The organism is Myroides odoratimimus (assembly GCF_004337635.1).
Taxonomy (GTDB): domain Bacteria; phylum Bacteroidota; class Bacteroidia; order Flavobacteriales; family Flavobacteriaceae; genus Flavobacterium; species Flavobacterium odoratimimum.
In genome coordinates, this window is record NZ_CP037427.1 from 101,100 (window position 1) to 125,262 (window position 24,163).

Genomic DNA, 24,163 nt, shown 5'->3' on the forward strand with positions numbered 1-24,163 from the left:
GTTAAAATGAGTTTATTGAATTAAAAATTAAGAGTAAAATATTAAGTTTTAAAATCTTGTTTTTTTAGTCTATTTTTGTGCATTACAACAACAACTAAATATTCTTAACGTAATGATTCATTTCTTCGAAAACCCTTCGAGAAAGTTCTACACTGTACAAGTGGAGAACAACTTATCTAATGAAGATATCCAAAAGTTAAATTGGTTATTTGGCAATGCCAAGCACATTAACGAGAAAACAATCAATGCTAAATTTGTCGGTCCACGCGCTACGATGGTTACTCCATGGAGTACGAATGCAGTAGAGATTACTCAAAATATGGGGATCAATGGAATTATCCGTATTGAAGAGTTTGTAAAAGCTGAAGACAGTGACGCATTTGACCCTATGTTACTACAAGAGTTTGATGCACTTCACCAAGACATCTTTACTATCAACATTGCTCCTGAAGCAATTAACTACATTGAAGACATCGCTAAATACAATGCACAAGAAGGTTTAGCTTTAAATGAAGAAGAAATTACTTACCTAAATGAATTATCTACTAAACTTGGACGTAAGTTAACTGACTCTGAAGTATTCGGATTCTCTCAAGTTAACTCTGAGCACTGTCGTCACAAGATATTTAATGGTACATTCATCATTGATGGAGAAGAACAACCTACTTCCCTATTCAAATTAATTAGAAAAACATCTGAGACAAATCCTAATGATATTGTTTCGGCTTATAAAGATAACGTTGCTTTCATAAAAGGTCCTAAGGTAACCCAGTTTGCTCCTAAATCAGCAGACAAGCCTGACTTCTACGCAGAGACTGAGTTTGACTCTGTGATCTCATTAAAAGCAGAAACGCATAACTTCCCTACTACAGTAGAGCCTTTTAACGGTGCTGCTACTGGATCAGGAGGAGAGATTCGCGACCGTTTAGCTGGTGGACAAGGTTCATTGCCATTAGCAGGTACTGCTATCTATATGACATCATACTCTCGCTTAGAAGAAAACCGCCCTTGGGAACAAGCGATGGACGAAAGAGCGTGGTTATACCAAACTCCTATTGATATCTTAATCAAAGCTTCTAATGGTGCTTCTGACTTTGGTAACAAATTTGGACAACCATTAATCACAGGTTCTATCCTTACATTCGAACATGAAGAAGACGCTCGTAAACTTGGATTTGACAAGGTGATTATGCAAGCTGGAGGTATTGGATATGGTAAACTTGACCAAGCATTAAAACACAAGCCATCTGAAGGTGACCAAGTGGTAATCTTAGGTGGTGAGAACTACAGAATCGGTATGGGAGGTGCAGCAGTATCTTCTGCTAATACAGGTGCTTTTGGTTCAGGTATTGAGTTAAATGCCATCCAACGTTCTAACCCTGAGATGCAAAAACGTGCTGCTAATGCTATCCGTGCGATGGTAGAAGCTGAACACAACCCTATCGTATCTATTCACGATCACGGTGCGGGTGGACACTTAAACTGTCTTTCTGAGTTAGTAGAAGAAACAGGTGGAAACATCAACTTAGATGCTTTACCAGTAGGTGACCCTACTCTATCTGCTAAAGAAATTATTGGTAATGAGTCTCAAGAAAGAATGGGATTAGTTATTGGTCAAAAAGACATCGATACTTTAGCGAAGATTGCTGAGAGAGAACGTGCTCCGATGTACACTGTAGGTGAGATTACAAATGATCACCGCTTTACGATAGAGTCTAAAACTAAAGGTGATAAACCAATGGACTTCGCTATCGAAGATATGTTCGGTAGTTCTCCTAAAACAATCATGGATGATAAAACTATCAACCGTGTATATGCTGATTTAGATTACTCTGTAAACAAAGTAGAAGAATACTTAAACCAATTATTACAATTAGAGGCTGTAGCTTCTAAAGATTGGTTAACAAATAAAGTAGACCGTTGTGTTGGTGGTCGTGTGGCTAAACAACAATGTACTGGTCCATTACAATTGCCATTAAACAATTTAGGTGCTATGGCACTTGACTACAAAGGTAAAGAAGGTATCGCTACTACTGTAGGACACGCTCCTATCGTAGCAATCATAGATCCTGCTGCAGGTAGTAGAAACGCTATCGCAGAGGCTTTATCTAATATCGTTTGGGCTCCGCTAAAAGAAGGTATCAAGAACGTTTCTTTATCTGCTAACTGGATGTGGGCATGTAACAATGCTGGAGAAGATGCTCGTCTATACAAAGCCGTAAAAGCTTGTTCAGACTTCGCTATCGAATTAGGAATCAATATCCCTACAGGGAAAGATTCTTTATCGATGAAGCAGAAGTACCCAAATGATGAAGTAATCGCTCCTGGTACGGTTATTATCTCTGCAGCGGCTAACTGTACTGATATTACGAAAATAGTAGAACCTACTTTAAAGAAAAATGCTGGTTCTATTTACTATATCAACTTGTCTAAAGATAGCTTCAAATTAGGAGGTTCTTCTTTTGCACAAGTATTAAACAAAATCGGTCAAGAAGTTCCTACTATCACTGATGCTACTTACTTTAAGAATGCATTTAATGCTATTCAAGAATTAGTAGCGAATGAGCAAATCGCTGCTGGACACGATATCGGAAGTGGAGGTTTAGTTACTTCTCTTTTAGAAATGACGTTTGCAGATGTAAACTTAGGAGCTAAGTATGACTTAAATGCTCTTAACGAAAAAGATACTGTAAAAGCGTTATTCAACGAGAACATCGCACTTATCGTTCAAGCAAAAGACGATGCTACTTTAGAACAAGCTTTAGCTACTAAAGGTGTTATCGCTACTAAGATAGGTACTGTAACTACAGATGAACAAGTATCATTCACTAATGGCGCAGATCACTTTACATTTAGCGTGCCTGCTATCAGAGATACTTGGGCTAAAACGTCTTACTTATTAGACCAAAAACAAACGAAAAACAACAAAGCAACAGATCGTTATAACAACTATAAAGTACAGCCTTTAAACTTCAGCTTCCCTGCTCAGTTTGACGGTAAAAAACCTGTAGTTGACGCTTCTAAACCAAGACCTAAAGCGGCTATTATCCGTGAGAAAGGTAGTAACTCTGAAAGAGAGGTTGCTAATGCTATGTTCTTAGCTGGTTTTGATGTAAAAGACGTTCACATGACTGACCTTATCTCAGGAAGAGAAACATTAGAAGACATCCAATTTATCGGAGCTGTAGGTGGATTCTCTAACTCTGACGTATTAGGATCCGCTAAAGGATGGGCTGGTGCATTTATGTACAACGAGAAAGCGAATACAGCACTGAAAAACTTCTTTGCTCGTCAAGATACTTTATCTGTAGGTATCTGTAATGGATGTCAGTTGTTTATGGAGTTAGAATTAATCAACCCTGAACACAAAGTACATGGTAAGATGCAACACAATGACTCTCAAAAACACGAGAGTAACTTTACATCTGTAACAATCCAAGAAAACAACTCTATCATGCTTTCTACTTTAGCTGGAAGTACATTAGGAGTGTGGATCTCTCACGGTGAAGGTAAATTCAACTTACCTGAGACAGAAGATCAATACAATATCGTAGCGAAGTACGCTTATGATGCTTACCCTGCTAACCCTAATGGTTCTGACTTTAACACAGCGATGATGTGTGATACTACAGGACGCCATTTAGTAATGATGCCTCATATCGAGCGTTCATTATTCCAATGGCACTGGGCTAACTATCCAGAAGGAAGAAAAGATGAAGTTTCTCCTTGGATGGAAGCATTCGTTAATGCACGCAAGTGGATTGAAGAAAACAACGCTAAATAATCAAATGGCTTATAAATAACAAGAAGGGCTGTCTTAAATAGACAGCCCTTCTTTAGTATATAATAAATTTAAAAAACATTACACTCTTTGATTTAATACATAATTTGAGTTAAACAATTTGAATTGTATATTTAAAAAAATATGCTTTACTATACCTTTAGTCTCTTAACCAACTAAAGAAACTATTATGAAAAAAATTGTAGTACTTATAATTATAGCTATTACAAGTTATAATTTTACAGCATGTTCTAGCGATGATAATGTCCCTTACGAAGTAGCTAATTTTAAAGAGGAAATTATAAAAGAATGGACAATCGAAAAAAAGGAATTTCTTGATAATAAAGGAAAAGTTATTCTAAGTATTGATTACACAAAGAAAAAAAAATGTTCAACTGAAAAATGGACTTTTAACAAAGAAGAAGTTAATCGAAAAATATCTTCTACAAATCAAGCAGGAAATTGTAATGAAACAACAGACAAACTAAGTTACAAAGTAGTTGAACGAGATTTACTTGTCATGGTTCCTTCACAATCTACAAGTACATTTAAAAAAATAGAAATTTCAAATTTCTACCATTATAAAATGCATTTAGTAGAAAAAGTAAATAAAGAAGAAATAACTCTTAGTTTAGATTACCCTAAAGGCACACAAACCATAAAATATACTTTTAAAAGATAACAAAGCCTCCCATTAGGAGGCTTTGTTATTTTATTTCTTCTTTACAAATTCATAAGAAGTATATCTAAAAACTCTTGCTTTATCAGGCTTCACCATCGGTTCCGCTGTTTTGCGTTCATACCTATGCATCTTTAAATAAATAAACAAGAAAGATAAGTATGAGTAAACCAATAAAGCATGCAAAAGCAATCTTCCATGTACTATAAGGTCGTTCACCTGTGATTCTACCCGTTACTCCATTGACATAAAAAGTATACTGCTTATTGCCATAAGAAAAAGAACTTACATATAAAGGCAAAAGAATATGCTTAAAAGTAATATCGGACAGATCTGTATTCATATTATGTATACGCTGTTCATCTCCCCCTATATTTCTTCTTACACTTTCTCTTTCATATTGATAGACGATATCTCTGGCCTTATCATATCCTTCTTTTAAATCTACTTGGTATTTCTCTGTAATAAACCCACTTAAATAATCTGGTTTTATCTTTTGTACGCCTTTAGGATCCCAACCTGTAGAGATAGAATTAAGTAAATCCATCTTCAGTGTTTTACTTCCTGTCACTAAGATATCATCATAGAAGTTAGAGACTCTACCACTTACTCTTGACCACGAAACTCTACGTTCTCTTCTTTTATTATCTCCACTACCTACTGTCACATAATAGACATCTCCACGCTCCCCTCTATAATCAGTATGAGTTTGCATATCATAGGTCCAAAAAGGTACATATACTCCTCTTAGATTATCCGCAGAGAATATCCCTCTCTGTATTTTATTAGGGGCAAACCATAAATCTTTTATCCACTTCTGTAATATACCTGACACTTGATTCCTATCTACAGCAAAAGGAGATACATACTCCGGCTTAATATATCGTTCTTCGTGTATATCTTGTTCTACTAAAGGATTTGCACAATAAGGGCATGCCATCGACTTCAGGTTCTCATCTACGGTAGAAGTAGCATGACAACTACTGCATTCTACAACCTTCGTAGTACTAAAGCTCTCTTTTTCATAACTCTCCATAAAACTGGCGAAATCATGCTCATTCAAATCTTTTGTCCCCTGCTCTATTTCCTTTACAGTACCACAATACTCACATACTAATGCTTGAGCACTTGGCTTATAGGTCATTGCCCCACCACATGAGCTACATGGTGTAGCTTCTGATGTATTTAATTTTATCTCTTCTCCTGACGACACTTCTTATTCTAATTAAATAGCTATTAACTTTCTCTTTATTCTAATCCTGTACAAAAAAGGTGCTGAAGAAGATTTAAAGCCTCTGAAGCACCTTTGTTTATCGTATTACATATTTGGTAATGGTGGAGGTGTTTGTGCCCATACAGCACTTAAATCGCTTTGGTCGCCTGCTTTCTCCCAATTCCCCATTCCGTTCTTCCATACTAAAGTATCTCTTTGCAATTGGCCATTAGTTGCCATCTGCTTTAATCCTTCTAAATCAAAAGGCCCTGCTTGTTGCCCGTTCACAGCCACAAAATAACTTACAGCTATAGTACCAGGTATTGGTGGCGGTGTATTTGCCGCAGGTTGTTGTTGCTGTGTAGTAGTTTGTCCTTGCGCCATTGCTTGTCCAAACTGATTCGCCATAGCGAATCCTGCTCCCATACCTACTCCTGCTCCAGCAACACCTGATGGATTATTAGCTGCTGCCTCCATCGCTTTAGCTGCTTTCATCTGCATCAACTTATTCAAATCAACATGATTCAATCTACTCAACTCAAAGATCTCTTTCTTAATCTCTTCAGGCATCGATACGTTCTCAATTAAGAACTTCGTAACATCCATACCATAAACTTCGAAATCGTCTTTCATATACGCGAAAATCGCAGTAGAAAGTTCATTTAAGTTTGCAGCATACGTCTCAATAGGTAAATTAGCTTCACCAATAGAATCCGTAAAACGAGTAACAATAGCACTTCTCAACTGATCATTGATTTGATCTGTTGTAAAAGTTCCTGATGTACCTACTATTTCTTTAATAAACTTACCTGGATCTGCTATTTTAAATGTATACGTACCAAAAGAACGCACCTCTATCATTCCAAAACGATTGTCATTTAGAATAATTGGATTCTTAGTTCCCCAACGTTGATCGATAAAAGTCTTTGTACTTACAAAATAAACCTCTGCCTTAAATGGGCTATTAAATCCGTATTTCCATCCTTTTAAAGTTGCTAGGATAGGTAAGTTTTGTGTATTTAAGGTATGTGTACCAGGACTAAAAACATCTGCTAGCTGCCCCTCATTAATAAACACAGCCATTTGTCCTTCGCGAACAACTAACTTTGCATTATTCTTTATCTCGTTTTGATAACGCTCAAAACGGTGTACTATAGTATTCTGAGTTGGGTCTAAGAACTCAATGATATCAATGAATTCTCCTGCTAATTTTTTAAACAAGTTCATATCTTTTCTTTTTCTTATTAGTAGTTATATCTAAGTAAATGTAACAGATTTTATCCTATAATTATCACAAAGTATTCTTTAAAAAACGAAATCACTTATTCATATAACAATACTTTAGAATTTGTATTTATCTATATTTTGAAAAAGATATAATATCTATACAGCAAAAAGACTGTATTTAAATTTATTATCACAAGACCTTATATTACATTTTTTACTATATTTATCTCTATAATTATCAATTAACTCATTATGAATAAGAATCTTAAACATAATAACACTAATACTAAAAGTGGTAAACGTATAGGCAAAATTGAAATCATCAATCCTATAGCACAATTAGTATTTGATGACAACGCATACATAGAAGTAATCGCTAAAGGTTTTCAATATGCTGATTCACCTTTGTGGATTCAAGCAGAAAACTTATTGCTCTTTACAGACTTCCCCAATAAGAAAATACACTATTGGAAAGAACATTATAACGAGCCTAGAACTTACTTAGAAGCCATCGATTTTATAGGTCAAAACACAAAGAATGGAGACCTAAACTCAAGTGCTTTACACTTTAATAACCAAGGAGAGATTACTCTTTTCCTTTATGGAGAAGATAAAATAGCTAAAATGAGTGCCATTATTAGAGAACCAAAGTTTAACTTCACCTCTTGGATCAATAACCCTCAAAAAATCAAATTAATCAATCCTTCTCACTTTACAGAAGATAACTCTGGTAATATCTATTTTACGGATACAATTCTTACAGAAAGTAAATCAAAACAGAAAAAAACTACTACTTACGGTTTATATAGAATAACAAACAAAAACAAACTAGAATTGCTCTTTCAAAGTGATTTAACACCACAAGGAATAACTTTATCTATTGATAATAAACTTCTCTATATCACCTATTCAGACCAAAAGAAAGACTATCTATATCAGTATAACTTAAATAAAAGCAAAATACAATCAGACACACCTAAAGTATTTGATTACACACCATTCATCAGTGAAATAGAAGATAAACCTAGAGGCATTGAAGTAGATCGATTTGGCAATATATTTACTGCAGGGCCTAATGGTTTATGGATATTCAATAAAGACCTTGAACTAACCGCTCGTGTACACTTCTCAGAATTAGCTACTAATTGTGTATTCTCAGATGACTTTAAGACCTTATATATCACAACTAATACTAAACTACTCAAACTTAAATTGCGAAACTAAGCACAAAAACAACTGTTTTGGTATTATATTTTACAGTTTGCATTATCTTTGACATCGAATAGAAACATATAATGTATCTATTCAATGATTAAAACAAATAGAACAAATATTAATACACAATGGAAGAGCAATATCAACAAATCTTAGTTAGATATTATAGTGATGTCTTAGAAGAAAATACGGTCGAGACTTTTTGGGGAAAGACCATAGATAAAGAAAAAGGGTTATACCAAGTTGATAATATTCCTTTTTATGGACCTGATTTTTCATGTGATGATATTATCTATGCAGAATTTGACGAAACAGAAAACACACTTACGTATCGATATGTAGATACTGCTTCAGGGAACTCTACTGTGCAAGTTATCGTTCAAAAAGAAAAATATAACAGAGAAGATCTATACAATGAAATCCTTTATGCAGGTACAGAAATAGAAGTGTGTAGTGAGCAATACTTCGTGATTAACATTCCTAGCAAAACCGACTATCGAAATGTATATGCTATCTTAGGAGCATTAGAAGAAGAAAAAGTAATAGAATTCGCAGAACCTCTATTGTCTCCTAAACACAGTGCTGATTTAAGACAGAAATAATCTTTATTATAATAATACAAAAAAGCCCGACTCATTAGAATCGGGCTTTTTTTATCTTAAATCAAATACTTTTAGAATTGGAAATAAATAAATGGTTGTGGTCCTGCTGTAGCAGTTGCATAAACAATCCAAAACACAAAGCCAAGTACTACTGCCTTTACAAACATTGGCGCAACATTAAACATCTGATGAGGCACTGCCATCCATGACTTAGGTATATAATGCCATACGAATCCAATACCGATCAACATAAACGCATTTTTATACCCCATAGCAATAGTAGTCCAAGCTTCCCAATCAAACTCTATACTTGCAATATTATTGATAACATTTAATGCGGTATCAAAAGAGGTCGCTCTAAAGAATATCCAACAAAACGTTACAAAGTTAAAGGTTAAGAATATAGAGAAAATTCTCCATAATAAGTGAGGTTTAACTCCTTTTGCTCTAGGAAACAGCTCCATGATAATCTTATGTATCGCTAAAGCAATACCGTGTAAGGCTCCCCACACAATAAAACGCAAACTAGCTCCATGCCATAACCCTCCTAATAACATAGTCGTTAATAGGTTAAAGTTAGTATACATATTTTTCTTTTTGTCTTTTGCTAACAAGAAGGTTAGGCCGAAAACAACAATAGATGCTACAGCTAGAATTAATGGAATAATACTTTCATTCATATAGTAAATCCCCCATCCTAAGATACCTGCAAAGAATAATCCTGGAAAGAAATATCCTCCGAAACTTCCTTTTCTATTTCCTCCTACTGATATGTACAAGAAATCTTTTAACCAAGTAGAAAGCGATATATGCCATCTTCTCCAGAATTCTGTAATAGACATAGACTGATAAGGTACATCAAAGTTAACTGGCAATCTATATCCCATCAACAATGCTATACCAATAGCCATGTCTGAATATCCTGAGAAGTCACAATAAATCTGAATAGCGTACCCATAAGATGCCATTAGATTTTCAAATGCTGTATAACTATTCGGAGCATCGAATACACGATCTACGAAGTTAATAGAGATATAATCAGAAATAACTGCTTTCTTCAATAACCCTCCGATGATTAATAACAACCCTTCATTCACATAATCTCTAGACACATAAATATTCTTATATATCTGTGGCAAGAAGTCTTTTGCACGAACGATAGGCCCCGCAACCAACTGTGGAAAGAACGAAATAAAGAATAAATAATCTAAAAAGTTCTTCGTTGGCTCTATCTCTTTTCTATAAATCTCTATAATATAACTAATAGATTGGAACGTAAAGAAAGAGATCCCTACAGGTAGTATAATATCATCTAAATGCAACTTCGTATTCGCAAAGAAATTAACTCCATCTAAAAAGAAGTTTGTGTACTTAAAGTAACCTAGTAACCCTAAGTTTACAACAATACTAATCGTTAAGAGTAGTTTCTTCTTCGCTGCATTCAAGGTATGATTAATAATATTAGCAAAATAGTAATCCATTAAAGAGGATCCTATCAAGATAATAAAATACATTCCACTAGACTTATAATAAAAGAATAGAGAGAATAAGGTCACATACAATAAACGAATGTGGAAGGTTTTTCTCATCAAGATATAGAAGAGGTAAAACACAATAAATATCCCTAAAAACAAACCTGAGTTAAACAACAAAGGCTCTTTAGGATTAAAAGTAAACCAATTGATTACTTGATCAATAGTTATACTTGGTATTTCAATATTAAATAGACTCATTTAATTAAAAAGCACTATTTTGTTTGACAAATTGGTTATAAGCATCGATAAGAGCCTCATAGAATAAATCTCCTGTATATTCATACCCTTTCACGGTATAGTGCACAAGATCTTTTGATAGCATTCCGTTCTCTCTTAAACTAGGCAAACCTAGCGTTGCTCCTAGATTATAATATAAATCCCAGATAGCATACTTCCCATCTATTCCATTAATGATTAATTCATTAGATAATTCTGCTGCTACAGTATTAGGCTTATCTTTAGAGAAATAAGATGGTGGAGGTGTAGTCAATAACACACTTGCATGAGGTGCTACTTTCTTTACCTTAGCTAAGAACATATTGACTTGCTCTTGAAAATCTCTTCCACTCATTCTATCAAAGGACTCATTAGTTCCCATAGATACAATTACTAAGTCTGGCTCTAATCCTCTAAGTTGCTTAAAGAACAAATCGTATTTAGTATAATCAGAGAACCTCGCCCCATTCACACCTATTGTATGATATAGTATTCCAGGTTTATCATTCTCTAATACTACACCATTTAGGTCATACGCTTCAGCCTGTTGATTAGAGTAGAAATAGATACGGTCTAGCTCTTCTCCTAACTCAAAGGTATAGAATACGTCATTCTTCTCCCCTGATAGCTCATTAAACATATTATTAGACACCACTACAGATTCCCTCTGCTTAGTAGGAATACTAAGCCTCTTACCCGCATGAATGGTATTCGTCTTCATATTATTCGCTTTCTTAATCTCAGTAATAGTAGTATTATACTTATTAGCGATAGCTCCTAGAGACTCTCCTCTTTTAATCTGATGAGAAATCTTCTTAGGGGCAGTTGATTCTAAGAAAACTTTTTGACTAGCCGTTCCTACATTAAACTCCTTTTTATTAGAAGGTGTAAAAACTTTCATGCGAGAAAAACCATATGAAGCATCACGTACACTAAGCTCTATGACAGCATTACTATTATTTGTAGACAGCGCTATTCCACTTAATCCTACTTGTGCATCTTTTACTGGAAATATGTTTCTGTAACTACTCCATTCTGCATTAGAAGAATACCTAACAAGAGAGTTACCATTAGTCTTAGCTAATTTATAAGGAAAGGCAAATCCCAATCCTCCATTTCCAAATCTATCTTGAAGTAAAGATCTCATTCTTCCACTAAAAAAATCAGCTTGAATATGAGAATCACCTATATGAACAATGTTTATCTTCCCTTCCTTAGAACGAATCATCTTCTGAACTTTCTCAAAGAAAGTTTTTAATTGTTCTGCGTAATAGATCTTATTTCCTATTCCTTCTTCATTCACATTTTCTACCTCTTCATCACTAAACTCATTAGTAAGAAGTGAATTAACCTGAGCAAAAGAACCAATATGAAATAAAATACCTACAACAAAAACAGCAATTTTATTCCTTTTCATTTTCTATTTTTTGTTTAGAACTATCTTCTCTTACAACAGTTTCTTTATCTGGTTGCTGAAGAGAATCTACTTTCTTAACAGGCACTTGTCCTGCGTGTTTCTTTTTATAATCTGTATACCCCTCTTCTAATCTAGCGAAGATCTTACCTGAGATATCAGAAGCTCCTCTATGATTAAAGTGTGTATAATCTTTATTCGCTTTTGCAGGTACCTCTTCTACCCATTTGACCATAGAACCATTTCCTCCCATAGCCTCGTATAGGTTAAAGAATCCAGCATGAGCTTCCATAGCATATTTTCTCTGTGCCTTCATCAGTGGTTCTACAGCAGCATCTGTCTTCATCACACCTTCTACTTTAGATGATTTATCCGCAGTAGATATTACTAGAATACTAGCATTAGGAAAACATTGTTTTAAATGTTTCACTACATCCCCCATCTTCTTCGTATACCATGAGTAATCTAGAGATCCGTAATTTAAAACATTAGCACCATAGTGTAATACGATTAGACTATAATCTAAATTCTTTTGATACTTCTGCATTAAACTCACTTTAAACAACGATAGTGGCAATCCTGAATTACCTCTACTAGAAAAGTTATCAACCTGCACTCCACCGCCTGCACTAAAGTCTACACCATATATTGGAATAGAATCAGCATGTTTAAATAGTAGTTTAACATCTTTAATATTACCATCAGCTATCTTCAGTTTATTTAATTCTGAACTGACACTTAATTTCTTGACAATAGTATCCTTATTAATAATAACTGCTACTTCTCCTCTTTTATTATTAGAACTTCCATAATAAAGTGTTGGATTATAAAGCATTGTCATATTTTGCATCTTACCTGCTGTATAACTCACCCAAGTAGATTTAACTGTATCTTTCACGAAATACACCTGTCCTGATACCCCAAAAGGCTTCTGAGGTTTTTTGACGTTTAGATAAGACTGCATCTTGAAGTTATTCGAATACTTATGGATAACAGATAATCTAGACTGTGCGGATTCAGACATAATAGGCACATAACCTACTCCCATACCCCCATATTTACTCTGATAATTCTTACGCAGATCTTGCACGATTAAGTCTCCATCAGTCATCGAATCTCCATAGTAAGCGATACGAACACGTCCCCCTTTTTGTTGTTCTAGAGCATATAGTTTAGCAAAGAAATTCTCCAGATACGCCATTCCTTTAAAAGAACTAGATTCTTCATCACTAGTAAACACATCTTCTGGAACGATGATTACATTCTCATCATCTATTCCTGTTTTTTCAGTCTTTAGACTATCTTTAGTTACTAGCTTCTCTTTTTCTATGCCTTCTAGTGCTTCTAACATCAGACTATCCACTACAATATTACTCGTAGGAAGAGCTTCTTCACTAAATAACTTTTTAGGCAAATTTCCTTTAAAGAATAAAAAAAAGCCACTTGCCATTACTATAATGGCAAGTGACTGGTATAGGTATGATTTCTCTACTTTCACAAAAAAATATAAGATTACATTCGGTCTGGTACAGCGATTCCCAATAATGAGAACGCATCCTTAATCACCATTCCTACTTTTTCTGACAATTGTACTCTAAACGCTTTTAATACAGCATCTTCTTCTCCTAGAATAGATACCGTTTGATAAAAAGAGTTATACTCTCTTACTAATTCATATACATAATTAGCTATAAGAGCAGGGCTATGTGTACGAGCAGCATCCTGAATCACTACAGGGAACTCCTCTAATAACTTTAATAATTCTTTCTCTTTAGGATCTAATGTGATTCCTTTTATTTCTGATGTATAATCGAAGTCTGCCTTTCTTAAGATAGATTGGATACGAGCATATGTATATTGAATAAACGGCCCTGTATTCCCTGCAAAATCAACTGATTCTTTAGGGTTAAACATCATTCCTTTACGAGGGTCTACTTTTAGGATAAAGTATTTTAATGCACCTAAGCCTATTGTAGTAAATAGTTGAGTACGCTCTTCTTCAGAGTACCCTTCTAGTTTACCTAATTCTTCTGAGATAGACTTAGCTGTGTCAGTCATTTCTTGGATTAGTTCATCTGCATCTACTACAGTTCCCTCTCTACTCTTCATCTTACCTGATGGCAACTCTACCATTCCATAAGATAAATGATATAAACTCTCAGCCCAGTCAAAACCAAGACGTTTAAGTATTAAAAATAGAACCTTAAAGTGATAATCTTGTTCGTTACCTACAGTATACACCATACCACCTACATCGCCGAAATCATTCACACGCTGTATAGCAGTACCGATATCCTGTGTCATATATACAGAAGTACCGTCTCCACGAAGTACCAACTTCTCGTCTAATCCTTCCTCTGATAAGTCTATCCATACAGAGTTATCCTCTTTTTTGAAGAATACTCCCTGCTCTAGACCTTTCTCTACCTCATCTTTACCTAATAAATAAGTATTGCTCTCGTAGTATACTTTATCGAAGTCTACTCCTAAGTTTTTATACGATACCGCAAAACCATCATAGACCCATTGGTTCATTGTTTTCCACAATTCAATAACCTCAGGTTTATTATGTTCCCAATCTACAAGCATCTGTTTTGCTTCTTTAATGATTGGAGCTTCTTTCTTAGCTTCGTCTTCAGACATACCTTGAGCCATTAATTCTTTGATTTGGCTCTTGTACTCCACGTCAAACTTCACATAGTAGTTTCCTACTAATTTATCTCCCTTAAGTCCAGTAGACTCAGGAGTCTCTCCATTACCATACTTCTGCCAAGCCAACATAGACTTACAGATATGGATACCTCTATCGTTAATGATCTGTGTTTTATAAACTTTTTTACCAGAAGCCTTTAATATCTCAGCTACTGAATATCCTAATAAGTTATTTCTAACGTGACCTAAGTGAAGAGGCTTATTCGTATTAGGAGAAGAATATTCTACTAATACAGACTTATCACCAGGTGTAGGTGTCACATATCCGAAGTGCTCTTCACTGCGTATTGCGTTAAAGAAATCGATATAGTAACTATCTGAAACAACTAAATTTAAAAAACCTTTTACTACATTAAACCGTTCTATTACAGAAGTATTCTCTACTAAGTACTCACCTATCTTCGTTCCAATCTCTACTGGGTTTCCTTTTATCTGTCTTAGAAAAGGAAAGATAACTACAGTAATATCACCCTCAAACTCTTTTCTTGTCGCCTGATACTCAACTTTATCTACAGTAGCACCGTATAATTGTTGAATCGCCTTCTCTATCTGCGGAGTTAAAATCTGATTTAATGTCATTTTGATTAATTTAATTAAAGGAGCAAAGATAATTTATATTTCTTCATTTCAAGAAGAGTATAGAAGGAATTTAAACATTTCCTTTAGATTTTATTACCATTCCTCTCTTAAAAACAACTGTCTAAATTACAATATTCTATCTCAAAAAACAACCTACTCTCTTCTTTTAAAATAAACAAAAAATTGTTAATGCATCTAACAGCCTTATCAAAATTCTGCTTACAATATTCATAAAGTAACACCAATCTCCTCACTACTGCTTAAATAAAAAGTCCTCATAAATACAATTACACTCTCCCTTACAATTTACCCTCTTTTCTCTTCGCTTATTTTACTACATTTACCCTACCTATTAAAATCTATTTGTAATAGTGAAATAGAAAGACCTACATAGCCTAAAACAGATAGCATGAAAAGTATCCTTCTTCCCAATGACTTCATCACTGTTACCTCAGAACAGATAACTATATTTGATTATCATACTAGACAAGAGCTGTCTAAGCAACAAGTTATTTTAGATCAAAACACTTTTAGTTTTTTAGTTGAAGGAACAAAAGAAGTATGGTCTGACAACCATTTTGAAGCATTAGATAACTCCAAATTCATCCTTATGAAAGCTGGTCATTGTCTAATGACCAAAAAACTATCTAATACAGCTAATTACAGAAGTATTCTCTTGTTCTTTGACAATGAATTGATACTTAAATTTATCTCTAAATACAAGATAGAACTAGTAGAAAATAAAAGTACTCACTCTATCCATACTTTTAACTACGATAACTTCAGTAAGCACTTTGTAAAAAGTCTAATGGATATAGCTAAACTCTCCCCCTTCTATCCAAAAGAGATTACTAAAGATAAAACTAGAAGAGATCATGCTATACCTCATTGAGGTCAATGGAACAGCATTTCTTCAATCCTTTATAACTAACAACAATAATAAAAGTTTAAAGTTCACACAGACAATAGAAAAGAACATCTTAAACAAACTCACTCTATCTGAGCTAGCCTTTCTGTGCAATATGAGTGTATCTACTTTCAAACGAGAATTTGAAAAACACTATGGCGACTCTCCTAGCAGATGGTTTCAAAACAGAAGATTAGAATATGCACATACCCTACTTACACAGCATGCAACTACTGCATCAGAAATCTACATAAAGGTAGGTTATGAGAATGTATCTAGCTTTATACAAGCATATAAATCCAAGTATAATATCACTCCTAAACAAAGTCAAAAACAATGAGCTTCTAGCAACATTTTTTGACCCAATCCCGCTAACTCCTACTATAGACCTTACTATAAATTTGCCCTAAACATTTAATCATAACTCAATGAAAATTGCAAATTTTATAATCGGTCTAGTACTAACACTATCGACTAGTGTTTTTGGACAGAATACCTTTACGCTATCAAGTAAAGATCTAGGTGGCGAAACAACTAAACAACACGAATTTAATGGTTTTGGATGCGATGGAGAGAATCAATCTCCTCAGCTATTTTGGCACAATGCCCCTAAAGACACCAAGAGCTTTGCCATCACGATGTATGATCCGGACGCACCTACGGGAAGTGGTTTTTGGCATTGGGTAGTCTTTGATATTCCTAGCAATATAAACGAACTAGTAACTGATGCAGGAAAAGTCAACTCTCCTCTATTACCTAAAGGTGCTATACAGAGCCTTACAGATTATGGAATAAAAGGTTTTGGTGGACCATGTCCTCCTGTAGATCATGGATATCACCAATACATCATAACAGTACATGCCCTTAAAACGGATAAACTAGGACTAGATGGAAATACTACTCCTGCCATTGTAGGTTTTAATTTATGGGCAAACACCATCGCAAAAGCGAGTATTATAGCGTACTATAAACGATAATACATATTTATAAATAAGCAAAACGACTCCTGATACACCAGAAGTCGCTTTGCTTATTTTTTTATTACAGAGTCCATCCACTAATAACTATTTTGCCACTCATAATACCCTCTCCATACATATTCATACACTTTCAAAATAGGTTCCCCATGAAAACTCTGTTGCCTATGATATTCATCATCTCCTTTAATAACCTCATCAAAACTAGGTGATATAATATACACCTTGACATTTGCTTGCTCTATTAAATTCAGATAGTACATCCAATTATCAATTAATTTTTTTGAACTATCCTTATCAGTAATAAATACTTTTTTATAAAGCTCTATATCACTAATACTCTCAGGAATATCGTCGATGATTAGAGTAACACTCTTTAGATCGTCCTTCCATTTCACAGCTAATTGCTGGGCAATATTACTAATTTCACCATCTTTATCTTTTTGAGGAAGCCCAAAGAAACTCAGTTCAGCATTTTTATTTTTCTCTTTTAGCTTAACAAACAGCTCTTTTATAGACTTTTTATCCCATTCTTTTTTTTCAAGCACTATACCTTGTGTCTCCATATTAGTATCTATATAGACATAAAAATCATTAAATACCAAATCATCAATATTTGCAACACTCTTATTAATTACCTCACTTTTACTTATTTGGAACTCTTTATAATCGTACGTAGTATCTTTATACGTTCTTAGGTCTACCGTTCTATAAGAAGTATATATCTGATCTATATACTGTCTACTTTCACCAGAAGAAAACATCTTCTCCATAGCTACCATACTTTTATAATCTTTCAGATAGGCAGGTCTTTTTTGTGTATAATCTAAATTCGACAAGTCCATTGTCGTAAAGCTATGTTTAACCTCTTCTTCTTTCAAAAACAACTTCTTAACGCCTTCATCATACTCTTCTTTAGATATAGGTAAGTACTTAAATACAAAATCTTTAGTAGGCTGAGATGTACCTACATAGTGAAACGTTATCATAAGAGTATCATTCTTTAACTGAACTTTATAAATACTATCTAATAAAGAACGTCCATCATTATATGTAGCTCCTGTAAAACTCTTAAAATTCTCCAATGATTCCCTCGTTTTTATTGGAAAATCAGTAATTACATCACCATCTTCTATTTTTAGATATGGAACTACCTCAGCGATAAACTCCATATACCCTAATGCAACTCCAAACATTAGGCTATTATCTACTTTACTAAAAGAAACAGCCTTATAATGACCATCTTTAGGTGGTTGACTACATCCTAAGAAACAACAAAACACTAAACTTATTAATAAAACATTACTAAATCTTCTAAAGATATTGTCTCCATTTTTAAACATACTGCTTCTATTTTTAAACATAACAAGCTATTACTTCTATTTTATTTACCAACACTACCATCTTATCTACCTCCCATCACCCTAGCTAATACTCTACCTAAAGTTTTTTCAAAGCCTTTGCGAACTACTTCTGCTCTTTCTTTTTTATCTAACCAACCTGTCATCTCTTTATTAAATGCTCGTTTAGAAGGAACTCTCACATACACCTTCTCTGCTTCCTCTAGATTCTTATCCATCATAGACCTTCTTACACTATACATCTCTTCATATCTATCTCTCACAGATAACTTCTGTTTAGCCTTAAAGTTTGCATAGAACCTCACATCTGCATGTATTAAATACAGCTCGGGACTTCCCTCTAAATAAATTATAGATGCAGGACTCGCAAAGTGAATCGTAGATAGGACTGACTGTCCATATATACAAGGCATTCCTAGTAAAATCAACAAATAAATATACACTTTACCCATAATCTAGCGATATTAAAACACCTATAATTAGGGTAATATTCCGATAAGAAGATCGAGAAATAGGTTCTGTAAAAAGGATAAATCCTGATCGTACTCTCTTACATACCCTTTATCTGGAGACACATCCACAGCTACTCCGTTATTAAACTTAACATTCCTATTCAATAAACGATATTTATTGTACATCAGTTCTTCTAGCTCATATTTCTCTTCATATCTATTCGTCTTAGTAGAAGTATGCTTCATTTTAAAATTAGTAAAAAACCTCACCTGAGCATCCTCTAAATACATTTTAGGATTACTGTTGAGATAAAGTATAGAGGCAGAACTAGTAAAACTAGGCTCAGACAGAACAGCCTGCCCATATATACAAGGCATCCCAATCAGTAATAATAGATATAAATACATACACTTCATAACTCAAAAATAAGACTCTTTATTTAATAAAAACTGTCAAAATATTTCATTATCTCACCAAATATTATTTCTGAGATAGATTACATCTTGATAACATCAGTGAAAACACTTAACTCATCACAAATCACAAAAACGGACTCTTAATCAGAATTCTGTGAAGGAGGTATCGCTTCTAGTATAGACCGAGGTGCTTCTCCTGTGTTTTCATCTAGAGGTGCTACTTCCTTATCCCTTCTCTTCTCACTTCCATAGAAGCCAGGTGGAGCCCACTTCTTCTTAGATGTATTCTCTGTTAGCCCAACTTTCTCAGGCTCTTTATGCTGTTCTATATCTAGTGATTCTTTCTCTTTTACATCTCCTCTTTTAGTAGACACACTTAACTTTATCACCTCTCTTTTCTCAGCTACTAGCTCTTCATTCTCTATCTCCTGTTCCCTGTTACCTGCTTGTAGTTCTCTTTCCTCAGTGTGCTGCTCACTATACTCTCCTAACTGTGTTATCCCGTGATACGCACTTGTGCTGATTACTCTATCATCTGCTGATTTCCACACACTCCAGAAATGAACCTTCCCTACTTTCCACTCCTTAGGTAAATCAAAGTGAACATATCTGTCCTCCCTCTTCCCGATTGCACTTATCTCTGCTACTAGATCTAGCGATTCGCTATAGGCTATAATAGATAATCTATCCGTATTCTTCGTCAGTACATTTGTGATACTATTATCCCATTGCACCTTTATACGTCCTGTCTTCAGTTGATTTATTTTCTTTATTACTGCAGGTGGTAGTGGCCCCATCGACACTAGTACCTTCGCGATATCAATGCACGGTTCGCCTTCTACCTTAACGATTCCTTCTTTCATCAGCATAGAGATCAGTTGCTCTTTTCCTGTCGCCATTTTATTATTCAATAGAGCCTGTGGGTAATGCTCATTTACAAAGTCTTTAAACTTACTCACAAAGCTAGATACTACCCCTAGTTTACTTCGTTGAAGTACTTGAGCCTCTGTAGCTAGTTTATGAGACTTACAAGGCTTAGAACGTATAAAATAACGTCCTCTCCACATAAATCCTACTACTGTGCCCACAGTACCATGTACACCTCCTAATATTCCATCTTTTATCTCAGCCATGATTAATACTGTTTAGTTGTGATATTATTAGTTTGTCAAGGCTAATTACAATTGTCTTGAACCTTTCTCTAGTTATCTTCTCTCTATTTTTCTTATCACAAGATATAAAAAACAGAAACACAACTATTTAACTAATCAAATAGCTTTTAAAAAAGGATCTACACTATTTATCATGTATAAACCTCAATAAACTTTCGAAATAACAATTAACAAATAATTCTTTTCGACAGATTAATATTCATGCTAACTCTAGCTACACTTTTACTTCTAGAACAACACTCTATCAATACAAGAAGTATTCGTCGACTACTAATTCTCTAGTCCACTATTTATGGACTATACTCCACGGATTGTCGAGGGACTAAAGGAAAACATAGACTTACGAAGGGGTAGAGCGAGGTATATGTAAAACAAAACAAGAACACTAAAAAACGTATAGCATTGAAAAAACAATTCAATAAACAAAAAAGAGGTACAAAAAAAGTGTAGTTGTTTTTTACCTTTCTCTCATACAAAAGACAATCTCAATAGAATAGCTATTCCTAAAGGTTATATAGCTCTACGAAGAAGATAATAATAAAAAAGGAAGTCTATATTTTTCTAAGCAAGCAGACTTTAAAAGAAGATTACTGATATGATTAATAACCTGAGTTCGATTATAACAAGGCTAATTGATTAGTTATTACTTTCTCATATCTAATGGCAGGTTTCTTAGGCAAGAAATGATATGCAATAATTCCAGCGATAAGGTTAGTAAAGAAGTTAATAGGTGATCTATGTCTAGAGTGTTCTACCTGACATACATTTTTTAATTCATCGTTAACAGTTTCAATTACTGATCTTTTTCTAAGTAGTATTTTATCAGACATACTCATAAGGGAGTTCTTCATATTATTTCTTATACTGGTAATTAATTCTATTCCATCTAGAAACAGTAATTCAGCAAGCTCAGCGCCAATATATCCCTTATCACCGAATAGTTTTCCAAAGATATTATTTAAGAATCCTTCATTTTTTAAAGGATCCCGGTCATTTACATTAGCTTGAGTGATGGCAAAGCTTAAGATTTCTCCTTTATCATTAATAATGATGTGAAGTTTAAAACCATGGAACCAACCAATAGTTGACTTACCAGTTGTTGCTATATTTTTAAAAACCTTGTTTCTATTAATTCTTTTAGTTTTACAAACCTGAATTGGAGTAGAATCTACAAAAGAAATGCCTGTACACTTGCCTAAACAACATGTTTTAGCAAAAATAGTCATGGGCATAATCACTGATTGCATCAACTCTACAAAACGATTATAAGAAACAGTATTAGGAAATTCTTTAGTCATATGTTTTTGAACATAATAAATATAAAAATGCTTAAAACAACGAAAACCACTTAAATGAAATAGAAGATAAATGGTGATTACTTCAGATTTAGACATTCTAGGTGGGCGTTTTGAAGGGCTCCCTAAAAGAAATGATTTAGTAGAATTTTCAAAATCTTTGCAGAACTCATCTACAATACAAAAAATATCAGTAATTTTATCGAAACAAATCATAGGTAAAAATCTTTTATATATTTAAATTTCAGATACTTAAATATACGGATTTTTACCTTTTTTTATGCATTAATATTAATCGAACTCAGGTTTTTTAAATTGAATATAAAGTTATGAACTCATAAGGGATCAACGTTAAAAGTTGGGGAGGAAAGTGTAAAATAATATCTTTGTGCTATGATGGATAGCCAAGAAATACTAAAACTAATCTTACCTACTTACTTAGTAGAACACTTCAATATTACTAAAGTAGAAGAATTAGAGACCAAACTACATATCTACTTTGAAGAGAAGAATGATTACGGAAATCAATGTGCTGAAAGACAGCTTATTTCTAAAGGTTTCCATAGTATGATTACTATTGAAGACTTCCCGTTACGAGGTAAATCAGTTAAACTACACGTACAACGTCGTCGTTGGACAGATAAACAAACAGGAGAAATTATATCACGTGATTGGAATATCATCGCAGAAGGAACACGAATGACTACAGAGTTTTCGGAGTTCTTAAAAAAAATTGGCCGATACTAAAGTACTTAGCTGTAAGGCTATTGGTGAATTATTTGGAGTTAAAGGTGAAAAGTTTCAACGCCAATACAAACATAAAACTAGTGGTTTCAAACAATGGGATCAACAAGAACATGCACAAGACTGGCTACTCTACCCAGAAAATATAACTGAACAACTGTCCATAGATGAAGTATGTTTATCTATGAGAGAATTGTACACTATACTGACTTCTAAAGCAGGTAAAGGTCAGAAAAAGACCATTGTAGCGATAGTTAAAGGAACAAAATCAGATACTGTAATAAAGCATCTATCTAAACTACCTAAAAAATTTAGAAATAAAGTTACCGAGATTACTTTAGATATGGCAGGGGCTATGAAACAGATAGCTAAGAAGTGCTTCCCTAAAGCTGTGCAAGTAATTGATCGTTTTCATGTACAAAAGCTTGTAAGTGAAGCTGTACAAGATATTAGAATAAAATATAGATGGGCTGAGCTTGACGCTGAGAACACTGCTGTTTTAAAGGCTAAGGAAGAAGGCGTTATATATAATCCTGAAATACTTACTAATGGGGATACTAAGAAGCAACTTTTAGTTCGCTCACGTTCTCTACTTTATAAAAACCAAATTAATTGGACATCTGATCAACAAGAAAGAGCTAAGGTACTATTTGAATTATACCCAGAGATCAAACAAGCCTATCTACTTGCTAATAACCTTAGACAGATATATAATCTACAAATAGATAAAGAAATAGCTATGACTAAGCTAGCTCATTGGTTTAATGATATTGAAAAAGCTTCACTCAAACACTTTAGTACTGTTTTAAAGACTTTTAATGTACACTATAACGAAATCATCAATTACTTTATTAATAGAAGTACAAATGCTTCTGCGGAATCATTTAATGCCAAAATTAAATACTTCCGTATGATGTATAGAGGTGTTAGGGATAAGAAGTTTTTTCTTTTTAGATTAACTAGACTTTTTGCCTAGTCCCCAAATTTTGTCACTGATCCCTCATAAGAGTGGTACAGTATGGTAATCCCTAAAAACGATAGAACAGTAAACACATTAGGTCAAAAAAAAAAGCTTCACTGTATAGTGAAGCTTAGGATGTGGGCGATGAGGGATTCGAACCCCCGACCCTCTCGGTGTAAACGAGATGCTCTGAACCAACTGAGCTAATCGCCCAAAATATTACTTTTAAACAAACTTGTCTTGTGGGCGATGAGGGATTCGAACCCCCGACCCCCTCGGTGTAAACGAGGTGCTCTGAACCAACTGAGCTAATCGCCCAAAAATGTTTTAAATAACTTGGTGTTATTGTGGGCGATGAGGGATTCGAACCCCCGACCCCCTCGGTGTAAACGAGGTGCTCTGAACCAACTGAGCTAATCGCCCAAAAGAATTTTAAATAACTAGGTATTGTTGTGGGCGATGAGGGATTCGAACCCCCGACCCTCTCGGTGTAAACGAGATGCTCTGAACCAACTGAGCTAATCGCCCTAAGTATTTAAACAATTTTGGATAAAAACAATATTTTGAAAATGGTGGGCGATGAGGGATTCGAACCCCCGACCCCCTCGGTGTAAACGAGGTGCTCTGAACCAACTGAGCTAATCGCCCATTTCCTTTTTAAGAACGTGTAATCGTTTGTTGATTACGGGTGCAAATATACGACT

The 24,163-nt window shown here is 34.4% G+C and carries 18 protein-coding genes, 5 tRNA genes and 1 pseudogene; 8 read left to right on the plus strand and 16 right to left on the minus strand.

The annotated features are described in order from the left end of the window. The first annotated feature begins 112 nt into the window (after window positions 1-112). The gene (gene purL / locus E0Z07_RS00455) at window positions 113-3,784 is read left to right on the plus strand and encodes a phosphoribosylformylglycinamidine synthase (protein WP_006261784.1); all 3,672 of its coding nucleotides are present in this window, start codon (window positions 113-115) and stop codon (window positions 3,782-3,784) included. 187 nt (window positions 3,785-3,971) lie between these two features. Beyond that, window positions 3,972-4,463: a hypothetical protein gene (locus E0Z07_RS00460; RefSeq protein WP_006258652.1), complete on the plus strand. Its 492-nt coding sequence runs from the start codon at window positions 3,972-3,974 to the stop codon at window positions 4,461-4,463. A gap of 121 nt (window positions 4,464-4,584) precedes the next feature. Here the strand turns inward: E0Z07_RS00460 and E0Z07_RS00465 are convergent, their stop codons facing one another. Both E0Z07_RS00465 and E0Z07_RS00470 read right to left on the minus strand, forming a co-directional pair. After that, the gene (locus E0Z07_RS00465; protein ID WP_006261785.1) at window positions 4,585-5,673 is read right to left on the minus strand and encodes a hypothetical protein; all 1,089 of its coding nucleotides are present in this window, start codon (window positions 5,671-5,673) and stop codon (window positions 4,585-4,587) included. 105 nt (window positions 5,674-5,778) lie between these two features. Next, the gene (locus E0Z07_RS00470) at window positions 5,779-6,900 is read right to left on the minus strand and encodes an SPFH domain-containing protein (RefSeq protein ID WP_006261786.1); all 1,122 of its coding nucleotides are present in this window, start codon (window positions 6,898-6,900) and stop codon (window positions 5,779-5,781) included. A gap of 252 nt (window positions 6,901-7,152) precedes the next feature. Here E0Z07_RS00470 and E0Z07_RS00475 point away from each other — a divergent pair, with 252 nt between their 5' ends. Together E0Z07_RS00475 and E0Z07_RS00480 are read left to right on the plus strand one after the other, a co-directional pair. Beyond that, window positions 7,153-8,124 carry an SMP-30/gluconolactonase/LRE family protein gene (locus E0Z07_RS00475; RefSeq protein WP_006261787.1) on the plus strand — a complete coding sequence of 324 codons (972 nt, stop codon included), beginning with the start codon at window positions 7,153-7,155 and terminating at the stop codon, window positions 8,122-8,124. Window positions 8,125-8,243: 119 nt separating this feature from the next. Next, window positions 8,244-8,717 carry a DUF4265 domain-containing protein gene (locus tag E0Z07_RS00480; protein ID WP_006258657.1) on the plus strand — a complete coding sequence of 158 codons (474 nt, stop codon included), beginning with the start codon at window positions 8,244-8,246 and terminating at the stop codon, window positions 8,715-8,717. Between the two features lie 71 nt (window positions 8,718-8,788). Here E0Z07_RS00480 and E0Z07_RS00485 read toward each other — a convergent pair whose 3' ends face one another. The 4 genes from E0Z07_RS00485 to argS form a co-directional block, all read right to left on the minus strand. After that, window positions 8,789-10,450, minus strand: coding sequence for an MBOAT family O-acyltransferase (locus E0Z07_RS00485; RefSeq protein ID WP_006261788.1), 1,662 nt, complete (start codon window positions 10,448-10,450; stop codon window positions 8,789-8,791). 4 nt (window positions 10,451-10,454) lie between these two features. Further along, complete coding sequence (locus tag E0Z07_RS00490) at window positions 10,455-11,885, minus strand: LysM peptidoglycan-binding domain-containing protein (RefSeq protein ID WP_131540140.1); 1,431 nt, start codon at window positions 11,883-11,885, stop codon at window positions 10,455-10,457. After that, window positions 11,872-13,332 (minus strand): SGNH/GDSL hydrolase family protein, encoded by a 1,461-nt coding sequence (locus E0Z07_RS00495; RefSeq protein WP_006261790.1) that lies wholly within the window; start codon window positions 13,330-13,332, stop codon window positions 11,872-11,874. Before E0Z07_RS00495 ends, E0Z07_RS00490 begins: the two co-directional genes overlap by 14 nt. Window positions 13,333-13,394: 62 nt before the next feature. Beyond that, window positions 13,395-15,173 carry an arginine--tRNA ligase gene (gene argS / locus E0Z07_RS00500; protein WP_006265894.1) on the minus strand — a complete coding sequence of 593 codons (1,779 nt, stop codon included), beginning with the start codon at window positions 15,171-15,173 and terminating at the stop codon, window positions 13,395-13,397. Window positions 15,174-15,582: 409 nt separating this feature from the next. On the opposite strand from argS, the pseudogene E0Z07_RS00505 reads away from it, so the two are divergent. Continuing rightward, window positions 15,583-16,420 (plus strand): annotated as a pseudogene (locus E0Z07_RS00505) (helix-turn-helix domain-containing protein). A gap of 88 nt (window positions 16,421-16,508) precedes the next feature. Then, window positions 16,509-17,057, plus strand: a complete 549-nt coding sequence (locus tag E0Z07_RS00510; RefSeq protein ID WP_039328324.1) for a YbhB/YbcL family Raf kinase inhibitor-like protein — start codon at window positions 16,509-16,511, stop codon at window positions 17,055-17,057. A gap of 80 nt (window positions 17,058-17,137) precedes the next feature. On the opposite strand, the gene E0Z07_RS00515 is transcribed toward E0Z07_RS00510, so the two are convergent. The 5 genes from E0Z07_RS00515 to E0Z07_RS00535 form a co-directional block, all read right to left on the minus strand. Then, complete coding sequence (locus E0Z07_RS00515; protein ID WP_039328325.1) at window positions 17,138-18,400, minus strand: hypothetical protein; 1,263 nt, start codon at window positions 18,398-18,400, stop codon at window positions 17,138-17,140. Window positions 18,401-18,462: 62 nt separating this feature from the next. Beyond that, window positions 18,463-18,870 carry a hypothetical protein gene (locus tag E0Z07_RS18160; protein ID WP_225600898.1) on the minus strand — a complete coding sequence of 136 codons (408 nt, stop codon included), beginning with the start codon at window positions 18,868-18,870 and terminating at the stop codon, window positions 18,463-18,465. Between the two features lie 27 nt (window positions 18,871-18,897). Further along, the gene (locus E0Z07_RS00525; RefSeq protein ID WP_233446002.1) at window positions 18,898-19,278 is read right to left on the minus strand and encodes a hypothetical protein; all 381 of its coding nucleotides are present in this window, start codon (window positions 19,276-19,278) and stop codon (window positions 18,898-18,900) included. Window positions 19,279-19,427: 149 nt separating this feature from the next. Then, entirely contained in the window at window positions 19,428-20,420 is a 993-nt protein-coding gene (locus tag E0Z07_RS00530) for a DUF6266 family protein (RefSeq protein WP_039328327.1), read from the minus strand. A 656-nt stretch (window positions 20,421-21,076) separates the two neighbouring features. Next, the gene (locus E0Z07_RS00535) at window positions 21,077-21,970 is read right to left on the minus strand and encodes an IS982 family transposase (protein WP_039328328.1); all 894 of its coding nucleotides are present in this window, start codon (window positions 21,968-21,970) and stop codon (window positions 21,077-21,079) included. A gap of 177 nt (window positions 21,971-22,147) precedes the next feature. Here E0Z07_RS00535 and E0Z07_RS00540 point away from each other — a divergent pair, with 177 nt between their 5' ends. Together E0Z07_RS00540 and E0Z07_RS00545 are read left to right on the plus strand one after the other, a co-directional pair. Beyond that, window positions 22,148-22,501 (plus strand): ISAon1 family transposase N-terminal region protein, encoded by a 354-nt coding sequence (locus E0Z07_RS00540; protein WP_006260368.1) that lies wholly within the window; start codon window positions 22,148-22,150, stop codon window positions 22,499-22,501. Beyond that, window positions 22,488-23,474, plus strand: coding sequence for an ISAon1 family transposase (locus tag E0Z07_RS00545; protein WP_039328333.1), 987 nt, complete (start codon window positions 22,488-22,490; stop codon window positions 23,472-23,474). Before E0Z07_RS00540 ends, E0Z07_RS00545 begins: the two co-directional genes overlap by 14 nt. A 123-nt stretch (window positions 23,475-23,597) precedes the next feature. On the opposite strand, the gene E0Z07_RS00550 is transcribed toward E0Z07_RS00545, so the two are convergent. The 5 genes from E0Z07_RS00550 to E0Z07_RS00570 form a co-directional block, all read right to left on the minus strand. Continuing rightward, window positions 23,598-23,672: transfer RNA gene (locus tag E0Z07_RS00550), tRNA-Val, on the minus strand. 30 nt (window positions 23,673-23,702) lie between these two features. Next, a tRNA-Val gene (locus tag E0Z07_RS00555) sits at window positions 23,703-23,777 on the minus strand. A 30-nt stretch (window positions 23,778-23,807) separates the two neighbouring features. Next, window positions 23,808-23,882: transfer RNA gene (locus tag E0Z07_RS00560), tRNA-Val, on the minus strand. A 30-nt stretch (window positions 23,883-23,912) separates the two neighbouring features. Then, window positions 23,913-23,987 (minus strand) — tRNA-Val (locus tag E0Z07_RS00565). 42 nt (window positions 23,988-24,029) lie between these two features. Beyond that, window positions 24,030-24,107, minus strand: a tRNA-Val gene (locus E0Z07_RS00570). Window positions 24,108-24,163 lie beyond the last annotated feature (56 nt).